This window comes from Ruegeria sp. BB6 (genome assembly GCF_056539385.1).
Genome location: NZ_JBQFUW010000006.1, coordinates 253,775 through 271,427, shown reverse-complemented (window position 1 = coordinate 271,427; position 17,653 = coordinate 253,775). Strand labels below are relative to the sequence as shown.

Below are 17,653 nucleotides of genomic sequence, written 5' to 3'. Positions count from 1 at the left end.
TCCAACATAGACCGGAAAATAGTTCTTCCAAACCCCTTGAACCCCTTTGCGACTCCTTTTATAGACCCCGCTACCGGCGCGGGGTTCCGCGCCCCATTTCGTTATGGGGCAGGGCACGCAAAGGTAAGTGGGCGGTTAGCTCAGCGGTAGAGCACTTCGTTGACATCGAAGGGGTCACAAGTTCGATCCTTGTACCGCCCACCATCGTTTCACTGTTCCGGGCAACCGGGGCACCCGCTAACCCAGGCGCTGGCCACGTCTTTGATGAAGGCGCCGCAGATTGGAGACAGACCCATGAAGGTCAAGAACTCGCTCCGCTCGCTCAAGAACCGGCACCGTGATTGCCGGATTGTGCGTCGCAAAGGCCGCGTCTACGTGATCAACAAGACGCAGCGCAAGTTCAAAGCTCGCCAGGGCTAAGAACCGCTCAATACGAATAGAAAGAACCGCGCCTCAGAGCGCGGTTTTTTTGTTGGTCAGAACGTGATCCCGGCATGGATCAGAATACCGATGACCATCAAGATGTTCAGAATCATCGAGATTCCGTTGCCCACATAAATCGGCAACTTTCCGACGACCAACCCGTAGATAAACCACAGCATCGAAAGCCCCGCATAAAGTGACCATGACAGCAGGGACTGGCCGCTCGCGTGTTGGGAATGTGTGAAATACAGCTTCATGAGCTGCGGCAGCGTTGCAAACGGACCGACCACTCCGATGAAAACCATGAACCCCTCGAACCGCGCCATCCAATGACCGAGGTTGGACTTCTCAAGCTTTTCAGCCAGCGTTTCCGTCATCGAATGTGTCCTTTCGCGTGGCGATCAATACAAATAATCCGCAGTCATTGCCCGGAAGCTATCTGACAATTTAACCGTTTCGGCCTCGTCCACCAAGAAAAACGCAAATCAGGATGGCTCAGGTCTTAACCCGCCACCATTTTCCCAAGTAATTTTGTCAGATTTCCTTGCATCCCCCTCAGAATCGTTTAATTGACTAAATCAGTCGGGTTATCCCCGCCGCGATTTTTCAATTTTGGGACATATGATGCTGAAATCCTCTACCTGCGCTGCCGCCGCTCTGACGGCCCTGATCGCAACTTCTGCCGCTGCCGAAGGCGAGCTGAACCTTTACTCGTCGCGCCACTATGACACCGACGAGCGCCTGTATTCCGATTTTGAAGAAGCAACCGGAATCACCATCAACCGTATCGAAGGCAAAGCTGACGAACTGATCGCCCGCATGGAAGCCGAAGGTGCGAACTCGCCCGCTGATGTGCTGCTGACCGTGGATACCTCACGCCTGGCCCGCGCCAAGAACGCCGGCATCCTACAGGCGATTGACAGCGCGGTTCTGGAAGACCGCATTCCCGCCAACCTGCAAGATGAAGACAACCAGTGGTACGGTTTTTCGCAACGCGCGCGCATCATCTTTTTTGACAAGGCCGACGTCGCCACCCCGCCCGCAAGCTATCTTGATCTCGCCAAACCGGAATACAAAGGTCTGGTTTGCATCCGGTCGTCCAGCAACACCTACAACCAGACCCTTCTGGCCTCGATCATCACAAACCATGGTCGTGAAGCGGCCAAAACCTGGGCCGAAGGCGTTGTCGCGAACATGGCACGCGACCCGCAGGGCGGTGACACCGACCAATTGCGCGGGATCGTCTCGGGTGAATGTGAGATCGCCGTTTCAAACTCGTACTACTTCGCCCGCGCGCTGCGTAAGGACGTGAAGGGTCTGAGCGCCGATATCGACATGATTGGCGTGCAGTTCCCCGCACAAGACGCCGAGGGCGCGCATATGAACCTGTCGGGCGCCGGGGTTGCTGTGCATGCACCGAACAAGGAAAACGCGATCAAGTTCCTGGAATACTTGGCGAGCGATCAGGCGCAGGTCTATTTCTCGAACGGAAATGACGAGTTCCCGGCAGTGGAAGGCGTAGCCTTGGCGGACAACGTCGCAGCTTTGGGTGAGTTCAAGGCGGATGAGGTAAACCTTTCAGAGGTCGCCAAGAACATCCCGGAAGCTCAGAAAATCTTTAACGAGGTTGGTTGGAAGTAATTCCTCCAACTCATGAACAGAGATCGGGCGCGGGTGATTCCGCGCCCGTTTTCGTTGTATTTCTATATTTTTGTATTACTATTCTCGTATGCGAGAATTTTTCTTATTTCAGACTCATGCTTGATGATCTCTCGAACCGTCTTGCCAGCCGCCTGAACGAGCTTCGCCGGTCACGCGGGTTGTCGCTGGACCAGTTGGCAGATCAAAGCGGGATCAGCCGGGCGACTCTGTCCCGTATGGAGAAAGGCGATGTCAGCCCGACCGCAGAAACGCTGGGGCGGCTATGCGCCGCCTATGGTCTGCCGATGTCCCGATTGCTGATGATGGTTGAAGACAGCTTTGACCCGCGCGTGCCATTTGAACGTCAACCCGAATGGCGCGATCCCGAAACCGGTTTTACACGCCGATCCGTCTCGCCCCCGGCCATTGGTCTCAGCGGCGAGGTTCTTGAAGGTCACCTGCCGCCGGATACGGTGATCTCTTACGATGCGCCTCCGAAACCGGGTCAGGAACACCACGTGATCCTTCTGGACGGCGCAATGACTCTGACAGTAGACGGCGTCGCCCATGATCTGACCGGAGGCGACTGCCTGCGCTATCACCTCTCTGGCCCCACCCGGTTTGAAACGCCTCCAACCCGAGGCGCGCGTTACATGTTGGTTCTGATATGATCTCACGGCTAGCCAAAACCCAGCTCGACGATGCGCTGGATGATCTAACCGACATCCTGCACGCTTGCGTTCATGACGGCGCCAGCGTCGGGTTCATTCTGCCCTTCTCGCCCAGTCAGGCCCGAGGGTATTGGCAGAACCGGGTTTGGCCCGATGCGGAATCGGGTGCTTTGGACCTATTTGCCGCCTATGACGCAGGCCGTGTTGCCGGAACAGTACAGCTAATCCCTGCATCCATGCCAAATCAACCTCATCGTGCGGACGTAGCCAAATTGCTGGTTCACCCCAACGCACGACGCAAGGGTCTGGCGCGTGCGCTGATGGCAGCACTCGAGCAACGGGCAAAAGCTGTGGGCCGAACAATGCTGGTGCTGGACACACGCAGCTCGGACCCGTCGCGTATCCTCTACCAAACTCTCGGGTTTCAGATCGCGGGGGAAATTCCGAACTATTGCCGGAATCCCTTTGAAGACCGGCTAGAGCCTACCACCTACATGTTCAAACACTTGTCCTGAACTAAGGTTCCGCGCGTGCCGATCGCCTGGCTGGATTGGTCCTGCGTTTCCCAATCCTCTAATTGCCCGCCCGCCGCATAGCGAACAAGCGACAGTGCAGCTTGAAACGCCGCAGCGCCCCAAGAAGAACCTTGCATCACCACCCGTTTGCCATGCCACTATGAAGATGTCGGTTGGAGGAGAGGCATGAAGGCGTGGTCAAGAGTGGGTCTGGTCATTTGCGCCGCAGTTCTGGCCGCCTGTGCGCCGAAAACACGAACCTATGAAAAGACCGTAACGACCTCTGTCGCGACCGGACCGAACACCGCCCTGTCTCAGGCCGCAAACAGATTAGGAGACCCGAAAGACGGACGATCGGGCGTCAAACTCATCAGCGACGGAGAAGAGGCGCTTGTTTCGCGTCTAGTGCTGGCCGCCGCCGCCCAGCAAACAATCGATGCGCAGTACTACCTTTTGCACAACGATCCCACGGGCCACCTGTTTGCCGCCAGCCTATTGCAGGCGGCCGACCGAGGTGTCCGCGTTCGCCTGCTGCTGGATGACATGGATACGTCCAGCTATGATGCGATGACGGCCGCATTGGACAAGCACGAGAATATCGAAATCCGACTGTTCAACCCATTCTGGCGCGATCAAAGCCTGCTGGTCGCCGGTCTGACCGACTTCAAACGCATCAACCGCCGCATGCACAACAAGTCAATGACCGCAGATAACGCGTTCACCATTGTTGGCGGCCGCAATATCGGGGCCGAGTACTTCCTGGCGCGGAAGGAAATGAACTATGCGGATTTGGATGTCTTGGCCGCTGGCCCGGTCGTTCGTCAGGTCTCGGACAGCTTTGATGCCTATTGGAACAGCGCGTTTGCCGTCCCTGCCCGCGTTGTTATCGACGAGCCACAAGCCATCTCTCTTACAGAGGCCCGGCTTCGCTTGACCGAGTTCGTCGAAGACGCAAAACAAACGCGCTATGGGTCGGCACTGCGCCGGTCGGCCGAAGAAAATTTCGCGGACGGCGCGCTGAAACTGGATTGGGTCCCAGCGCGACTGTACGCCGATCCACCGTCCAAAGCCGCCGGAGCCGAAAGCTCTGACCCAATCCTCGCGTCGCAGTTGCTGCCTTATTTTGAAGATGCATCGCGCGAGGTGAATATCGTCTCGGCTTACTTTGTGCCGCGAACCAATGGCGTCAGGTGGATGACCGAATTGGAAAACCGTGGTGTCGAGGTGAAGGTCGTAACCAATTCGCTTGCATCCAACGATGTCGCGCCGGTTTATGCGCACTATGCCAAGAAACGCCGTGCTTTGCTGCGCGGAGGGGTCGAGCTGTATGAATTGCGCCCCGACGCGTATCAGGTTCAAAGGCGCGGAATAAACTGGGCACAGTCCCGCTCGGGGCTGCACTCCAAGGCGTTTGCGATCGACGATCGCTACTTGTTCGTAGGATCGTTCAACTGGGATCCGAGATCCGTGAACATCAACACAGAAATGGGCATCCTGATCGACTCACCCGCACTTACAGTTCAGACAATGGCTGCTTTGGACAATGCCCTGCCCGCCTACACATATAGCGTCACGCTTGAAAGAGCGGGCCAGTTAAAGTGGAAGACCCGGAACGAGGACGGCACTGTTTTAGAATACGACGCGGAACCGACAGGATCGGCATGGGACCATATCCTCGCCGGTTTTCTTGCCCTGCTGCCCATCGGATCACAGCTATAGGCAGGAGCCTTCAGCCTAAAGCCGAGATAAATTCCAGATCGCCGGCATTCACCTCGTGTGGCGTCGATATTCATTCAGCGCCGCATCCAGGCCGATTTTCGGGTATACTCCACCGAAATGTTGCGCCTGTGCGCGGTCACGCGGCGACCGTCATTCAAGCCAGGGACAACAGGCCGGGTGGAGGAAACGGTTATGGAACAGCGGCTATCGGCTATTCTTGCAGCCGACATGGTGGGCTATTCGCGCCTGATGGAAATCGACGAGCTGGGCGTCTTGACCCGCCAAAAGAAATACCGCCGCGAACTGATCGACCCCGAGATCGCACGCAGCCGTGGTAGTATCGTGAAAACCACCGGCGACGGCATGCTGGCCACGTTTGAATCCGTGCAGGACGCGGTCAAATGTGCCGTCAACATCCAGACAGCCATGAACCGGAACGAAACCGAACTGGATGACGATCAGAGGATCCGCTTCCGCGTCGGCATCAACCTTGGCGATGTCATTTTCGATGACGGAGACATATTCGGCGATGGGGTAAACGTAGCCGCGCGGCTGGAGGGTCTGGCAGAACCGGGCGGAGTCTGCGTTTCGGATGTTGTGCATCAGGCCGTTCAGGACAGGGTCGAAGCAGCGTTTCGCGACATGGGCGGACAGCGCGTCAAGAACATAAGCCGCCCGATCCGCGTCTGGCATTGGTCGCCACAGGCTGCACCGGAACGAAAAGCGCCCGACATCTCCCATCAGCAGCGCGTGCGATTTTGCCGGTCAGCCGATGGCGTCAACCTTGCTTGGGCGAGCACCGGCCAGGGGACACCCGTGCTAAAGAGTCCCAACTGGCTCAATCATATTGAATACGAATGGACCAGTCCGGTCTGGGGGGATTTCCTGTCCGAGATGTCCAAACTGTGCAAACTGGTCCGATTTGATCAGCGCGGTAATGGGCTATCCGATTGGGATGTCGAGGATATTTCGGAAGAAAGGATGATCGACGACATGATCGCAGTGGCTGACGCGGCGGGGCTGGACCGTTTCGGGCTGTTCGGCATCAGTCAGGGCTCTGCCTTTTCCGTTCGATTTGCCGCGAGGCACCCAGAGCGTGTGAAGTTTCTTATTCTTCTCGGGGGTTATGTCAGGGGGCGCATGGTGCGAGGGGATCCCGAAGCCGAACAATTCTATCAAGCGGCCCGCGCGATGGTGTCCGCCGGATGGGGTTCACCCAATCCTGTCTATCGCCACTTTTTCACGTCTTGCTACATGCCGGATGCAACCCCGGAAGAAGGTGCCAGCTTCGATGAAATGCAACGGATTTCCGTCAGTCCGAAAACAGCGCTTCGTATCATGGAGATGAACGCCCATGTCGACGCCCGCGCCGATGCGCAGAGCCTGAGAGTTCCGACGCTGGTTCTACATGCACAGGGCGACATGGCCGCCCCGATCAGCGAGGGCCGGGACACCGCGCGCGAAATTCCAACGGCGGAGTTTGTTGAACTGCCGGGGGCCAATCATTGCATGATACGAGGGCATGCAGGCTTTGATGAGTTTTTTCAGGAAATCGAACCGTTCCTGAAGCAACACGCAGATCGTGATCCGCTTGGGGCAGCCTAGGGCAAACCGAACAAAAGCGAACAGCCAGACTTACATTCTTTGGAAACGCTGTCTCCTGCAGGGGCATATTGGCCACGCTGCGGCGACGACGTGGATGTGTGAAGCGTTTCATTTTGCCCAGAATCGTTTTCAGGCAATATGCTCGTCCAATGTTTGACGAGTTTTTGTGAGTGGATAGATGTATGCATCGAATATCGGCGCGCATTGCAGCGCCGCAAATGACATTAAAAGAAACGAATTTGCCCGAAAGTACCCTTTGCTGGATGACGCCTCGGTTCATGCACAATGGAAAAACGGCTCTTGGCAGATCACCCGTATAGGGGACATCTGGAAAAGAACTGGCAAAGTCCTGTCGGTTCCGCACGAAGGCGCCAATGCTTTTCCGTCCTTCCAGTTTGCCGAGGACGGCACCCCTTTGCCCCTGATGGAAAAAGTGCTCAGGGCGTTGCCATGCGAAATGACCCCTTGGCAGCGCGCCTTCTGGATAACGACCCCACGCAAGGAATTGGGCGGCGAGTTCCCGGTTGATTGCATCCAAGCTGGTGACGAGCGCGTGGTCGATGCGGCAGGCCGGGCGGGCGTTGTTCGGGATTTACCTCCACATTCCTGAAGTATCCGGTTTCTTCCTTCAATCAGACCTAGCGCCAGCACTGCACCACTCAGCCGATACCTTTTCGGCTGACGGGGTTCATAGACGCACTATGTTCAGGAAAAGGGTCGTTGTTTTAACCGAGAGGTTCCCGGAATGTATTTTAAGTCTTTCAAAGCGATACTTCTTTCCAGTTTTGTGATTGTTGCTGGGCACGCCTCGGCGCAGGAGGTTGCCGACACGATCTACACCGGAGGGCCGATCCTGACCATCGACGATGATCAGCCGACCGCCGAGGCTGTCGCTGTCAAGGACGGGCGAATTCTGGCCGTTGGCGACCTTGACGAGGTCATGACAAGCAAGGGTGACACGACTGAACTTTTCGACCTTGACGGCCGTACTATGCTCCCGGGCTTTGTGGACAGTCACGGCCACGTTGTGTTTGGCGGACTACAAGCGCTTTCTGCCAATCTGCTGGCACCTCCGGACGGCGCGGTGACGGATATCGCAAGCCTGCAGAACACACTGCGCGCGTGGGTCAAGGACAACGCAGATGCGGTTCAAAAAACCGGAGTGATCATAGGCTTTGGCTACGACAACGCTCAACTTGCCGAACTGCGTCACCCGACCCGCGAAGACCTCGACGCGGTGTCGACTGACCTGCCCGTCATCATCGTTCACCAATCCGGGCATCTGGGCGTTGCAAACTCGAAAGCGCTGGAGGTTATCGGGTTTGACGCGTCAACGGAAAACCCCGCAGGCGGCGTCATTCAAAGGGACGCAAACGGAGAGCCAAACGGCGTATTGGAGGAATATGCGTTCTTTGCGGCTCTGGTTCCGGTCCTTGCACAGCTTGGTCCCGAGGCTTTGCTGGCCTTTGCCGAGGCAGGTTCAAATCTGTGGGCCAGATTCGGCTATACGACCGCGCAGGACGGGCGATCATCCGCAGACGTTGTCGAGGCGCTCAAGTCGGCGGCCGCCGACGGCAAGATACCGGTTGATGTGGTGTCCTTTCCGGATGTTCTGGAAGCAAGGGATTATATTGCTGAAAATGCCTCGTCCAACTACGTGGACGGAATCCGCGTTGGCGGCTGCAAACTGACAATAGACGGATCGCCTCAGGGCTTCACCGCACTCAGAGATCGCCCATACTACGATCCCGTTGGCGAATACCCGGCAGGGTATGCCGGTTATTCCGCGGTTTCGATGGAGCAGGTACAGGACGCCGTGAACTGGTGTTTTGAAAAAGGTCTGCAAATCATCACCCACGCCAACGGGGAAGGCGCTTCGGATATGTTGATCGCTGCCTTGGAAGTCGCTCAGATGACTTACGGAGACCCCGGAAACCGCCCGGTGCTGGTCCACGGTCAGTTCCTGCGCGAAGATCAGGTTGCAGCGTACAAGCGTCTGGGCGTGTTCCCCTCGGTCTTTCCAATGCACACATTCTATTGGGGAGACTGGCATCGCGACCACACGGTTGGCCCAATAAATGCCGAGAACATTTCACCCACTGGCTGGCTGGTTGAACGAGGGATGATGTTCGGGTCACATCATGATGCACCCGTCGCCTTCCCGGACAGTATGCGCATACTCGACGCGACGGTTACTCGCCGGACCCGCTCTGGCGACATCCTCGGTCCGCACCAACGCGTCGATGTGATGACCGCGCTGAAGGCGTTGACCATATGGCCCGCGTGGCAGCATTTTGAAGAAGATCAAAAGGGATCGATCGAAATCGGAAAACTTGCAGACTTTGTACTGCTGGCGCAGGACCCGACCGCTATTGACCCCGAAAAGCTGGATGAGAACCGCGTCGTGGCGACCATCAAGGAAGACACGATAATCTTTGAAGCCACGGCTGAGACCAAGGAGGGCAACCTGCGGGTTTCTCCTTTCATGAGCGACCCGGTTACGGCGCATCGGTTTCTTCATGCCATGTATCAAGGGGCCGGAGTGGAAGCGCCTTGGCTACAAAAGGCGCTACCCGGTCTTCGATAAAAGTTGGCGCAGGGAACAGTTGGACGATCCTTGCCAGAGCCTACCTATTCAGCGGCTTCCAGAACCGGCAGCGCCTGAATCAGCTCAGCCGTGGTTAGAATTTCATGGGCGTAGGCTGGTCCGTTCACCTCGTGCGCCGTGTGCATCCCTTCCTTTGAAAACGCCGCGGTTGCGTCTTTGACCAATGTAACGTGATAGCCCAATTCCATCGCGTAGCGTGCCGTGGACTCAATGCAGGTGTTCGCGACCAGACCGACAACAATCACTTTCTTGATTCCACACTGCTTAAGCAGGAAATCGAGGTCGGTATTCGCAAATCCACTCTGCCCCCAATGCTCCTGCGCGATGATATCGCCGGGCTTTGGGACAAAATCAGGATGCCATTCACCGCCCCACTCACCCCGGGCAAACATCTGGTGTTCAGCAACCCGCGCCTGGGACGGGCTGGGATTTTGCCACTTTTCAACGTCACCGGGTTCAGAGCGGTGATGGGGGACATAGAAGACCTGAACTCCGGCGCTCCGCACTGCGGTATCCAGCGCCCTGAGATTTGGCAGCAGGTTTGCTTCTTCCGCTGTTTCCTTGATCAGCCCCCACAGCTTGCCACCCTCAGAGATGAAGTCGTTATAGGGATCCACCAGCAAGTAACCGGTATCGGCAGGGGAATAGTTTGGGCTGGTCATGGTGGGCCTCCAGTGATGTTAGGGGTCGAAATTTCAGTATGATTTTCATATCTAATGATACACTATGGTTTTCATACCTAAAGTCAAGTAGGGTGAAATTCACCTGCTGCACCGGAGGTCAAATGAGCCAAAACCCCTCTCCTTGCCCGATCGAGCGGTCTGACCCGATCATCGGAGACCGATACATCATGCGAATTCTGCGCGAGTTGTTTTCAGGAAACAGCAGATTTGAGGAAATTCAGGCCCAAGCGGACATAACCCCGCAAATGGCATCGACCCGGCTGAAGAAAATGGTCGAAACAAATCTGGTGGAGCGGCGTTCTCTTGAAGGCAGTAAGACGCGGTACGAATATGTCCTGACCGAACGTGGCCGGGCTTTGTATCCGGTATTGATGGCGCTGCGGGAATGGGGGGAAACCTGGCAGAAAGAGGCTGATGAGCCTCTGGCCGTGCGTCATGTTCACAAACCCTGCGGGACCGATCCCGGGGTCTCGCCAATCTGTCCGACCTGCCGCGAGCTGTTGAAACGCGAAGACCTAATAGTTACCCCGAGCCCGGAATGGAAGGCGCTGCGCGAGCACCGCCACATGGCACGTTTCAAGGGAAGCCGGAAGCCTGGAAAAGTCGAATAGAATAAGGCTTGGCGTGTGTTCCTCGCGCGCGCCGGGTTTTCGTCACCCTGTGGTATGCGTAGGGCGAGCGGGTCGAATTGTTACGCCGAAACGACTTCGGCGAACTGTCTGGACGCAATCGCCAGATTTGGATCTAGTAGCGACGGTGCACCCTCTTTCGGCTGATGGCCTGCCCGTCCTTCTGGCGTTCGCGCAGAAAGACAAACAGACCTGACCCCAGGATCAGTGTGATCCCGATTGCGACAGGCAGGTCTGGCAGATCACCCCAGATCACCCACCCCCAAAAAATCGCCAGAGGCAGACCAACATACTCAAACGGCGCCACTGTTGCCGCATCTGCCAGCCGATACGCCTGCCCCAGACAATACCCGACGATTGCAGAATTTAACCCAAGGCCAACGAACAACCAGCGGTCGCCATCATCGGGCCAAACCCACGCACGCAACAAGAAAATCACGCTTTCGTTTTCAAAAGCGCTGGCATATCGACCATCCCCGGCAACCAGCCAAAACAGAAAACTGACAATGATGAAACACGTCTGAATATAGACCGCCATCGCCGACGCCTTGGACTTTGCGCCCAGAAACCGAGTCAGCACGCTGTTGAGAGCATAGGTAAAGGCCGCGACGACGGGCAGAACATACATCAGCAGCCCAACGTCTCTTCCAACCCCGGTCTGCCAGGGTCGAGTCATCACGATCACGCCTAAAAAGCCGACGACAACAGCGCCCAACCTCATCGGGCCGACCTTTTCGCCAAGAAGCGGGATACTCAGCAAGGTGATCATCAAAGGAGCAACGAAAAAGACGGCTGTAGCTTCGGCCAGAGGCATTACGGCCAAAGCGGTAAAGAAAGTCAGGTTGGCCGCAACTATGAGCAACCCGCGCAATAGATGCAGCCCCGACCGATCCGTCTTCAGGATGCGCCAGCCGCCTTCGATCTGCACCAATGCAAGGCCAAACCCGATTCCGATCAGAGACCTTGTGAATACCATCTGATGCAACGGATACCCGCCCGACAGGAATTTGATCAGCATATCGTTGACGGAAATCGCCAATATTCCGATCAGGATAAACGTGATGCCGGCGGTTGGGTTCTGCAGTTTTTGGTGCGTTTCCATTTGGCGACCTTTCATCCGGCCAATATCATGGGCCGTTCAACCGGTCACGCCGGACGGAAGGCGATCACCGTCACATCATCCAGCCGGTCTTCCGTGTTCCTATGGGCTTGAAAGGCGCTGTCGATGGTCTGCAAAAGCTCTGTCAAACTCGACCAGTTGCCCCGCTCGAGTACGGAAATTACTCTTTGATAGCCAAACGCCAAACGTTTTGCCCCGCCCAGTTGATCGATCAGACCATCCGTTGAAATCAACATGGTCACATCGTCGTCCACAGCGATTACGTGTTCAGAAAATTCTGGAGAGCTTGGAGTATCCGCATAGCCAAGGCTTAATTTGTCACCCTTGATCCGTTTGACCCCCTCGCCCGTCTTGACCAACAAGGACATGCGCGCGCCTGCAAATGTCGCTGTTCTTTTCTCTGAATCAATCTGGCAAATTGCGGTATCCATACCGTCATTAGAGCTTGCGTTGGATGCATCCTGATTCAGCAGGGCGCGGGTCAGGTCGCTCAACTTGGACAAAGCTGACGAAGGGTTCAGGCTCTCGTTTTCAAAGTAAAGTCGCTCAAGGGTCGCGATGGCCAGCATTGTCATGAACCCTCCGGGAACGCCGTGCCCAGTACAATCAATGACCGCAAGCGTCGAAACCGGCCCTGCCGTTCTAAGCCAATAGATATCTCCGCCGACCAGATCGCGTGGCTCCCACTTGACCGCGAACTCGGCAAAGGCGGCTTCACATTGCCTTGCGGGTGGCAATAGCCCGCGTTGAATACGCGTGGCATAGTTGACGCTTTCCACGATCTGCTGGTGGGCATCGCGGATCGCAGTCACGCGCTCGACCTCACGATCGAGCATCGAGTTATAGCTTTGCACGACTTTACCGATCTCATCTTCTGACCGATATGCCACCTTCTTGGGATCGTCGTGCAGTTCAAACCGCTCAATGGCGTTCAACAATTGACCAAGGGGCCGGTTGATCAACCATAGAAACGCGGCAGCACCAGCCAAAATCAGGGCAAGCCCACCGATAAAGCCCAGCAGCACGACGACCCCAACTTCTGTCCGCAGCTCTCGGTTGAGGATCTCTTGATCAATCCGCGCCAGCATCGTCGTCGGGCCAGCGCTGGTTGGTACGGAAACGACGATGTCCAAGCCCGTCTTTTTGATCTTGTCGCACCCTATGGCAGGCCAGGCGACTAGAACCTCCGAGCCTTGCTCGAGCTTTTGTTCTGCGCAGATCACATAGGGGAACCCGGAATACACCGCCAACAGACTTGTGGCCTGAGAGAGGTTTTCAGTTTCAACAAGCTCGGCAAGTGGCCGCGCGATGCGATTGGCGATCGTGGCCATTTCAGCCGCAACCTGATCTGTCTGGGCCTGCTTTTTGAATTCATAGTAAAACAGCAGGACAACCGCATTCAAAACACCCCCAATCATAAGGGTGGCCAGAATGTGCTTTAGGAAAATTCGGCGTTTTAGAAATGTCCCAATTCCAAGCAATAAACGCCCCAAACCCAATAGATATCTAGTTTCCGATTTTCTTCATCGCAGCCTGCAGCGCACCGCGGTTGTTGACGATCATTTGGACCACCTTGTAGTCCCCCGAGACTTCTCGGACCAGAAAGTCCGCCGTCACGGTATCGCCGTCCTCGGTAATCATTTCAGAACAGACGAAGTAGTCACGTCCTGCCGGAATGACCATCGGATGAACGTTTGCAGGGTATACGGTCTCGAACGCGTTGGTGGTTGTGTCCAGATATGTGTAAGCCCCGTCAACCATGACCCCATCGACATGCGATATCATGGCAGATTGTAGCTTTGCCTTCACTTCCGTCGGTATATCGGACGCCATCACCGGGCCGGAAAATAGCAGCAAAGCAACGACGCATAGTAGCTTTTTCATACTGACCTCCCATCTGAAAACCCTGCTCAAGTGATACACTAAACCTGCACAAATGTGTATATTATGATATTAAGCATAGACAAACTTGGCCCGCTCCAGTCCAGACAAGGGGAACAGATGCTTGCCAGCGAAGTCTATGAACTGCGCGCAAACCTGCGTAAGCAAGGCGTCGTTTTTGCCTATAGCGGGTATGTAACCGAAGGCATCCTCAGCGGCGTCGGTGACGCGCTCAAGCAAAAACTGGTTTCCGAAGATGCAGACACCAAGACCCTTCGCAGCGTCTTTGCGGTCTTTGTTGAGCAAATGCAAAATATCATCCGGTATTCGGCCGAACGGTTGCCCACGGACGGCGAAGCAGAAGTTCTGGATATTAGCTATGGCATCCTGACGATTGGAAACGAAGCGGACAGGTACGTCGTGCACGCTGGAAATCTGGTTCTTTTGAATGATGTCGACACTATGCAAAGCCGCCTGTCGGCCTTGCAGAACATGAGCCGCGAAGAACTCAAGGCTGCCTACAAGGACCAACTTCGGTCCAACGCTCAAAGCGTTGGCAACAGTGCCGGTATCGGGTTGATCGAGATCGCACGCCGAGCCTCAAAGCCAATCGAGTTCGATTTCATGCGAGTTGACGATCAACACGCGTTCTTTGCGCTCAAAGCCACGGTCTGAGAGGGACGCATGCAGAATATTGAAATCCCTCCGACAAATCGCACCCCAACCGTAGAGTTTGAATTCGATACCGGGCATCTCAGACTGATGGGCGAGTCCTATCCAGAAGATGTGACCACCTTCTACAATCCGTTGTTCGATGCTCTGAAAGAATGGCTGTCAAACGACGCGAATTCATACTGCCGGTTTGATTTCAAGCTCATCTATTTCAACTCCTCCAGCGCCAAGGCCATCATGATGATCATGGAGCTTCTGGATTCCGCCGCTGAGATGGGCAAAAGCATCGAAGTTTACTGGTTCCACGACCCCGAAGACGAAACCATGGAGGAGCTTGGCGAAGAATTCGGGGAAGACCTGGAACACGCAAAATTCTCGCTGGAAAAGTTGTCGGACCGATGACAATCGACGATCTTTTTTCTCGTGAGAAAGAGGTGCTCGAGACCGCCGAAGCGACGTTGGACAGTGACAAGTTGCCAGATGACGCAACGCGCAGTTCAATAAGAAACCTGATCCGGGAATACAGAAAGTTGCTGAAAACCACGCGTCGCATGATGCGGTTGAGCGACCGTAACGAGCGCGAACTGAACGCGTTGGCCGAACAACAGAGGGTCGCGGCCGAGGAAGTTACCCGAAAGAACCAAGAGCTTGAGGCATTGTCGGGCAAGCTCGCGAAATACCTCTCGCCACAGGTCTACAGCTCAATCTTTTCTGGCCGCCAGGAAGTGAAGCTCGCCAGTCAGCGAAAGAAGCTGACCGTGTTTTTTTCGGATGTGGCAGGGTTCACAGAGCTTACCGATCAGATGGAGTCGGAAGACCTGACGCAACTTCTAAACAGCTATCTAACCGAGATGGCGCAGGTCGCCCTGCAACACGGTGCGACCATAGATAAGTTCATAGGCGACGCGATACTCGTCTTTTTTGGTGATCCCGAAACGAACGGCGTAAGGGAAGATGCGTTGGCCTGCGTGCGCATGGCGATTGCGATGCGGGACAAGCTGGCAGATTTGCAGGCCGATTGGCGGCGTCAGGGACTTAGACAACAACTGCAATGCCGGATAGGAATCAACACGGGTTTCTGCACAGTCGGGAACTTTGGCAGTGACGATCGCATGGACTACACCATTATTGGCGGGGCCGTGAACATCGCCTCTCGGCTCGAGCATCAGGCCGATGAAGGTGAGATTTTCATCTCGTATGAAACCTGGGCGCACGTAAACGACGAAATAGAGACCGAAGAAGTTGGCCCCATTCAAGTCAAGGGCGTAAACCAGCCCGTGATCACTTATCGCGTTCTGGGCCCAAAGGGATCAAGGACCCACACAGGACGCGTGACATGCGACACGCCGAACTTTCATTTGTCGTTTGACGCGACATCCATGACGCCCGAAGAACGCGCCGAAAGTTTTGAAGTCCTGAAATCAGCCCTCTCGTCACTTCGCAAGTTTGACCCATAGGCATAGAAAATACCGCGCTGGCGTGCGGACTTTCCTTCAATCTGCCCGCAAGAAAAGGCTGCCCTGGCCATTCGCCAGTCACGGAACTTAATCGATAGTCTTACTGGTTGCAGGGTTCAGATCGCCGTTCGGGTCCGTCAGAACGCCGGATGGAAAGGACACCGAGACAGGCCGATCCTCTGTATCAAGACAGAGCATATGGTTGTTGTCTCTGTCGCCCAGATCAGCAAGCGCCGAAGGCGCGATGTTCCGGCGAGATCCATCTTTGGCCTCTACGGTGACCCTGTATAAGTCACGTTCCTTTGCGCCAGGCTCCTTGCCGTTGGCCAGCGTGACACCACCTGCCCAAGTTACCCTGACAGCTTGAACGATGTCCTTGCTCGGACAGAGGCTACCTCTTGTGCGGCGGGGCCCCAGGTTTCCGACCAACGTCCAATCCTCAACCTCTTGAGCCAGAACAATCGACGGCCCGTCCTCAAGCGGAGTTACTTCTACATTGGCCCCCTTGAAGTCGAGTGCCCGGTCTATGGAATACAAGTGCCCCACAACCCTGACCTCAACAGGCGGGTCTTTGGCCGCGTCTCCAAAATCACCGATAAGAAGCACGGTACGCAATTCCCCCGGATCGGTAGCGGGCAACACTGATACGCAGTGCATTGTACCGATCTGGCCTGACACTGTTACAACCTGGAAGTCTCCGGCCTGCACGGTTTCCAAGTCTACCTCGGTCGAGAATATCACCGGCATCCCGTGCTTGCCTCTCGACCCCCTGCAAATAAGGTTGGATACTAGGGGAAGCGCCTCTAACCCGTGGAAAGCCGACAATAACTCGGCGGTTTGCCCTCCTGCCGAGCTTGGCAGGTTCGCGTCTGGCGTCGTATCCATCAGTTCCCGGCTAGAGACCTGCTGAGCAGACGCCACTGTGCCAGACAATAGAAAAACAGCGGCGGTCAAGAATAATGCACGCGCTTTACCAATTCTCATTGTACGTTCAGGCAATCAGACACCCCTCCTCACTTGGGCCAAAGTGTTGTCGCTCTGGCCGCTATGCTGTTGCCAACAGCGTATCGGAAAGAGCGTGTTCTGAAAGGGCCCCCGGCGCGCCGATTGCGACAAGTCTTGTTTCAGGTTTTACATCTCCCCAAGCTCCGTCCCGCGCGATGTCCATACGTTTGCCCACGACCTGAACGAGTATGCGATGTTCGGGATCTTCCTCACTGAAGACGAAACCCTTGAGGCGATAAACCTCGCCCGGCAGATTCCGAATTGCGCTGCGAAGCGATGAAAGGCTTATCGGGCGTTCGGCCTTCATCATGGTCGTTGAAAAGCTGTCAGAATGATCGCCATGGTGACACCCGCAATCCGGCCCATGCTCGTGATGGTCGGGTATTTCCGCTTCGAGCTGCTCGGCGGCGAACCGACCTACGGAAAGCAATATGTCCAGCGGAACGTCGGCATTGACCGCCTCGACCAGACGATACCGACGAAAACGAGACCCCAGCCAGTCATGCACCTTTTGAACGGTGGCCCGGTCCACAAGATCGACCTTGTTCAGAATAACCATGTCTGAGAACGCGATCTGGCGCAGCTTCAGTTCCATCTGCTCTGGCGCAGCGAACAGTTGCTCGGCGTCAACCAGACACATGAGGCTGTCCAGACGGATCATGTCCCGAAACCTCTGATCGGTGAAGGTCATCGCGATTGAGGACGGGTCCGAGACACCGCTGGCCTCAAGGACGATATATTCCGGTTTCTCGGGCCGGGCGAGAACCGCCTCGACCGTTTCGATCAGATCATCCCGGATGGAACAGCAAACGCAACCATTCGCCAAACTCAGCACATCGTCTTCAAGACCGACCACAAGGTCGGCATCCACGTTGATTGATCCAAAATCATTGACCAGCACCGCCACCCGCAAACCGTGATTTCCGGTCAGGATACGGTTCAGAAGAGTGGTCTTACCGGCCCCAAGAAAGCCGGTCAGAATCGTGACGGGGATCGCCGAAGTCGAACCGAATTCAATCATACC

General features: G+C 55.7%; 19 protein-coding genes and 1 tRNA gene. 13 read left to right on the top strand and 7 right to left on the bottom strand.

Going from position 1 to position 17,653, the window contains the following annotated elements:
* Positions 1 to 129 precede the first annotated feature (129 nt).
* Together ACR0B7_RS15525 and ykgO are read left to right on the top strand one after the other, a co-directional pair.
* A tRNA-Val gene (locus ACR0B7_RS15525) sits at positions 130 to 204 on the top strand.
* Positions 205 to 294: 90 nt separating this feature from the next.
* Positions 295 to 420: a type B 50S ribosomal protein L36 gene (ykgO, locus tag ACR0B7_RS15520; RefSeq protein ID WP_008755722.1), complete on the top strand. Its 126-nt coding sequence runs from the start codon at positions 295 to 297 to the stop codon at positions 418 to 420.
* Positions 421 to 476: 56 nt separating this feature from the next.
* Here the strand turns inward: ykgO and ACR0B7_RS15515 are convergent, their stop codons facing one another.
* Positions 477 to 800 (bottom strand): SemiSWEET transporter, encoded by a 324-nt coding sequence (locus ACR0B7_RS15515; RefSeq protein ID WP_170390074.1) that lies wholly within the window; start codon positions 798 to 800, stop codon positions 477 to 479.
* Between the two features lie 247 nt (positions 801 to 1,047).
* On the opposite strand from ACR0B7_RS15515, the gene ACR0B7_RS15510 reads away from it, so the two are divergent.
* From ACR0B7_RS15510 to ACR0B7_RS15480, 7 genes are all read left to right on the top strand, one after another.
* Entirely contained in the window at positions 1,048 to 2,064 is a 1,017-nt protein-coding gene (locus tag ACR0B7_RS15510; RefSeq protein WP_170576831.1) for an extracellular solute-binding protein, read from the top strand.
* Positions 2,065 to 2,180: 116 nt separating this feature from the next.
* A complete protein-coding gene (locus tag ACR0B7_RS15505; protein ID WP_170486414.1) occupies positions 2,181 to 2,735 on the top strand; it encodes a helix-turn-helix transcriptional regulator in 555 nt (184 codons plus the stop codon).
* Entirely contained in the window at positions 2,732 to 3,250 is a 519-nt protein-coding gene (locus ACR0B7_RS15500; RefSeq protein WP_170486415.1) for a GNAT family N-acetyltransferase, read from the top strand. The genes ACR0B7_RS15505 and ACR0B7_RS15500 overlap by 4 nt, the downstream gene beginning before the upstream one ends.
* Before the next feature lie 186 nt (positions 3,251 to 3,436).
* The gene (locus ACR0B7_RS15495) at positions 3,437 to 4,969 is read left to right on the top strand and encodes a phospholipase D family protein (RefSeq protein WP_170486416.1); all 1,533 of its coding nucleotides are present in this window, start codon (positions 3,437 to 3,439) and stop codon (positions 4,967 to 4,969) included.
* A gap of 192 nt (positions 4,970 to 5,161) precedes the next feature.
* Positions 5,162 to 6,574 (top strand): alpha/beta fold hydrolase, encoded by a 1,413-nt coding sequence (locus tag ACR0B7_RS15490; protein ID WP_170486417.1) that lies wholly within the window; start codon positions 5,162 to 5,164, stop codon positions 6,572 to 6,574.
* Between the two features lie 178 nt (positions 6,575 to 6,752).
* Positions 6,753 to 7,184 carry a hypothetical protein gene (locus tag ACR0B7_RS15485; RefSeq protein WP_170486418.1) on the top strand — a complete coding sequence of 144 codons (432 nt, stop codon included), beginning with the start codon at positions 6,753 to 6,755 and terminating at the stop codon, positions 7,182 to 7,184.
* A gap of 135 nt (positions 7,185 to 7,319) precedes the next feature.
* Complete coding sequence (locus tag ACR0B7_RS15480; protein WP_170570804.1) at positions 7,320 to 9,161, top strand: amidohydrolase; 1,842 nt, start codon at positions 7,320 to 7,322, stop codon at positions 9,159 to 9,161.
* Between the two features lie 44 nt (positions 9,162 to 9,205).
* On the opposite strand, the gene ACR0B7_RS15475 is transcribed toward ACR0B7_RS15480, so the two are convergent.
* Positions 9,206 to 9,844 carry a cysteine hydrolase family protein gene (locus tag ACR0B7_RS15475; protein WP_170486420.1) on the bottom strand — a complete coding sequence of 213 codons (639 nt, stop codon included), beginning with the start codon at positions 9,842 to 9,844 and terminating at the stop codon, positions 9,206 to 9,208.
* Between the two features lie 122 nt (positions 9,845 to 9,966).
* On the opposite strand from ACR0B7_RS15475, the gene ACR0B7_RS15470 reads away from it, so the two are divergent.
* Positions 9,967 to 10,476 carry a winged helix-turn-helix transcriptional regulator gene (locus ACR0B7_RS15470; protein WP_170486421.1) on the top strand — a complete coding sequence of 170 codons (510 nt, stop codon included), beginning with the start codon at positions 9,967 to 9,969 and terminating at the stop codon, positions 10,474 to 10,476.
* Positions 10,477 to 10,609: 133 nt separating this feature from the next.
* On the opposite strand, the gene ACR0B7_RS15465 is transcribed toward ACR0B7_RS15470, so the two are convergent.
* The 3 genes from ACR0B7_RS15465 to ACR0B7_RS15455 form a co-directional block, all read right to left on the bottom strand.
* Entirely contained in the window at positions 10,610 to 11,596 is a 987-nt protein-coding gene (locus tag ACR0B7_RS15465) for a DMT family transporter (RefSeq protein WP_170576832.1), read from the bottom strand.
* A 44-nt stretch (positions 11,597 to 11,640) separates the two neighbouring features.
* Positions 11,641 to 13,032: a SpoIIE family protein phosphatase gene (locus ACR0B7_RS15460; RefSeq protein WP_170576833.1), complete on the bottom strand. Its 1,392-nt coding sequence runs from the start codon at positions 13,030 to 13,032 to the stop codon at positions 11,641 to 11,643.
* An 88-nt stretch (positions 13,033 to 13,120) separates the two neighbouring features.
* Complete coding sequence (locus ACR0B7_RS15455; protein WP_170486424.1) at positions 13,121 to 13,498, bottom strand: hypothetical protein; 378 nt, start codon at positions 13,496 to 13,498, stop codon at positions 13,121 to 13,123.
* 117 nt (positions 13,499 to 13,615) lie between these two features.
* Between ACR0B7_RS15455 and ACR0B7_RS15450 the strand changes: the two genes are divergently transcribed.
* From ACR0B7_RS15450 to ACR0B7_RS15440, 3 genes are read left to right on the top strand one after another with little or no spacing between them, the layout of a single operon-like run.
* A complete protein-coding gene (locus tag ACR0B7_RS15450; protein WP_170570795.1) occupies positions 13,616 to 14,170 on the top strand; it encodes a SiaB family protein kinase in 555 nt (184 codons plus the stop codon).
* A 9-nt stretch (positions 14,171 to 14,179) separates the two neighbouring features.
* Positions 14,180 to 14,569: a DUF1987 domain-containing protein gene (locus ACR0B7_RS15445; RefSeq protein ID WP_170486426.1), complete on the top strand. Its 390-nt coding sequence runs from the start codon at positions 14,180 to 14,182 to the stop codon at positions 14,567 to 14,569.
* Positions 14,566 to 15,624, top strand: coding sequence for an adenylate/guanylate cyclase domain-containing protein (locus tag ACR0B7_RS15440; RefSeq protein WP_170486427.1), 1,059 nt, complete (start codon positions 14,566 to 14,568; stop codon positions 15,622 to 15,624). The genes ACR0B7_RS15445 and ACR0B7_RS15440 overlap by 4 nt, the downstream gene beginning before the upstream one ends.
* An 87-nt stretch (positions 15,625 to 15,711) precedes the next feature.
* Here the strand turns inward: ACR0B7_RS15440 and ACR0B7_RS15435 are convergent, their stop codons facing one another.
* Both ACR0B7_RS15435 and ACR0B7_RS15430 read right to left on the bottom strand, forming a co-directional pair.
* Entirely contained in the window at positions 15,712 to 16,608 is an 897-nt protein-coding gene (locus tag ACR0B7_RS15435) for a hypothetical protein (RefSeq protein WP_170576834.1), read from the bottom strand.
* Positions 16,609 to 16,669: 61 nt separating this feature from the next.
* Positions 16,670 to 17,650, bottom strand: coding sequence for a CobW family GTP-binding protein (locus ACR0B7_RS15430; protein ID WP_170486429.1), 981 nt, complete (start codon positions 17,648 to 17,650; stop codon positions 16,670 to 16,672).
* Positions 17,651 to 17,653 lie beyond the last annotated feature (3 nt).

Bases quoted from the DNA above. Each gene is read 5' to 3' on its own strand.
- ykgO (WP_008755722.1), top strand. From the start codon at position 295: ATGAAGGTCAAGAACTCGCTCCGCTCGCTCAAGAACCGGCACCGTGAT.
- ACR0B7_RS15515 (WP_170390074.1), bottom strand. From the start codon at position 800: ATGACGGAAACGCTGGCTGAAAAGCTTGAGAAGTCCAACCTCGGTCAT.
- ACR0B7_RS15510 (WP_170576831.1), top strand. From the start codon at position 1,048: ATGCTGAAATCCTCTACCTGCGCTGCCGCCGCTCTGACGGCCCTGATC.
- ACR0B7_RS15505 (WP_170486414.1), top strand. From the start codon at position 2,181: ATGCTTGATGATCTCTCGAACCGTCTTGCCAGCCGCCTGAACGAGCTT.
- ACR0B7_RS15500 (WP_170486415.1), top strand. From the start codon at position 2,732: ATGATCTCACGGCTAGCCAAAACCCAGCTCGACGATGCGCTGGATGAT.
- ACR0B7_RS15495 (WP_170486416.1), top strand. From the start codon at position 3,437: ATGAAGGCGTGGTCAAGAGTGGGTCTGGTCATTTGCGCCGCAGTTCTG.
- ACR0B7_RS15490 (WP_170486417.1), top strand. From the start codon at position 5,162: ATGGAACAGCGGCTATCGGCTATTCTTGCAGCCGACATGGTGGGCTAT.
- ACR0B7_RS15485 (WP_170486418.1), top strand. From the start codon at position 6,753: ATGTATGCATCGAATATCGGCGCGCATTGCAGCGCCGCAAATGACATT.
- ACR0B7_RS15480 (WP_170570804.1), top strand. From the start codon at position 7,320: ATGTATTTTAAGTCTTTCAAAGCGATACTTCTTTCCAGTTTTGTGATT.
- ACR0B7_RS15475 (WP_170486420.1), bottom strand. From the start codon at position 9,844: ATGACCAGCCCAAACTATTCCCCTGCCGATACCGGTTACTTGCTGGTG.
- ACR0B7_RS15470 (WP_170486421.1), top strand. From the start codon at position 9,967: ATGAGCCAAAACCCCTCTCCTTGCCCGATCGAGCGGTCTGACCCGATC.
- ACR0B7_RS15465 (WP_170576832.1), bottom strand. From the start codon at position 11,596: ATGGAAACGCACCAAAAACTGCAGAACCCAACCGCCGGCATCACGTTT.
- ACR0B7_RS15460 (WP_170576833.1), bottom strand. From the start codon at position 13,032: ATGATTGGGGGTGTTTTGAATGCGGTTGTCCTGCTGTTTTACTATGAA.
- ACR0B7_RS15455 (WP_170486424.1), bottom strand. From the start codon at position 13,498: ATGAAAAAGCTACTATGCGTCGTTGCTTTGCTGCTATTTTCCGGCCCG.
- ACR0B7_RS15450 (WP_170570795.1), top strand. From the start codon at position 13,616: ATGCTTGCCAGCGAAGTCTATGAACTGCGCGCAAACCTGCGTAAGCAA.
- ACR0B7_RS15445 (WP_170486426.1), top strand. From the start codon at position 14,180: ATGCAGAATATTGAAATCCCTCCGACAAATCGCACCCCAACCGTAGAG.
- ACR0B7_RS15440 (WP_170486427.1), top strand. From the start codon at position 14,566: ATGACAATCGACGATCTTTTTTCTCGTGAGAAAGAGGTGCTCGAGACC.
- ACR0B7_RS15435 (WP_170576834.1), bottom strand. From the start codon at position 16,608: ATGAGAATTGGTAAAGCGCGTGCATTATTCTTGACCGCCGCTGTTTTT.
- ACR0B7_RS15430 (WP_170486429.1), bottom strand. From the start codon at position 17,650: ATGATTGAATTCGGTTCGACTTCGGCGATCCCCGTCACGATTCTGACC.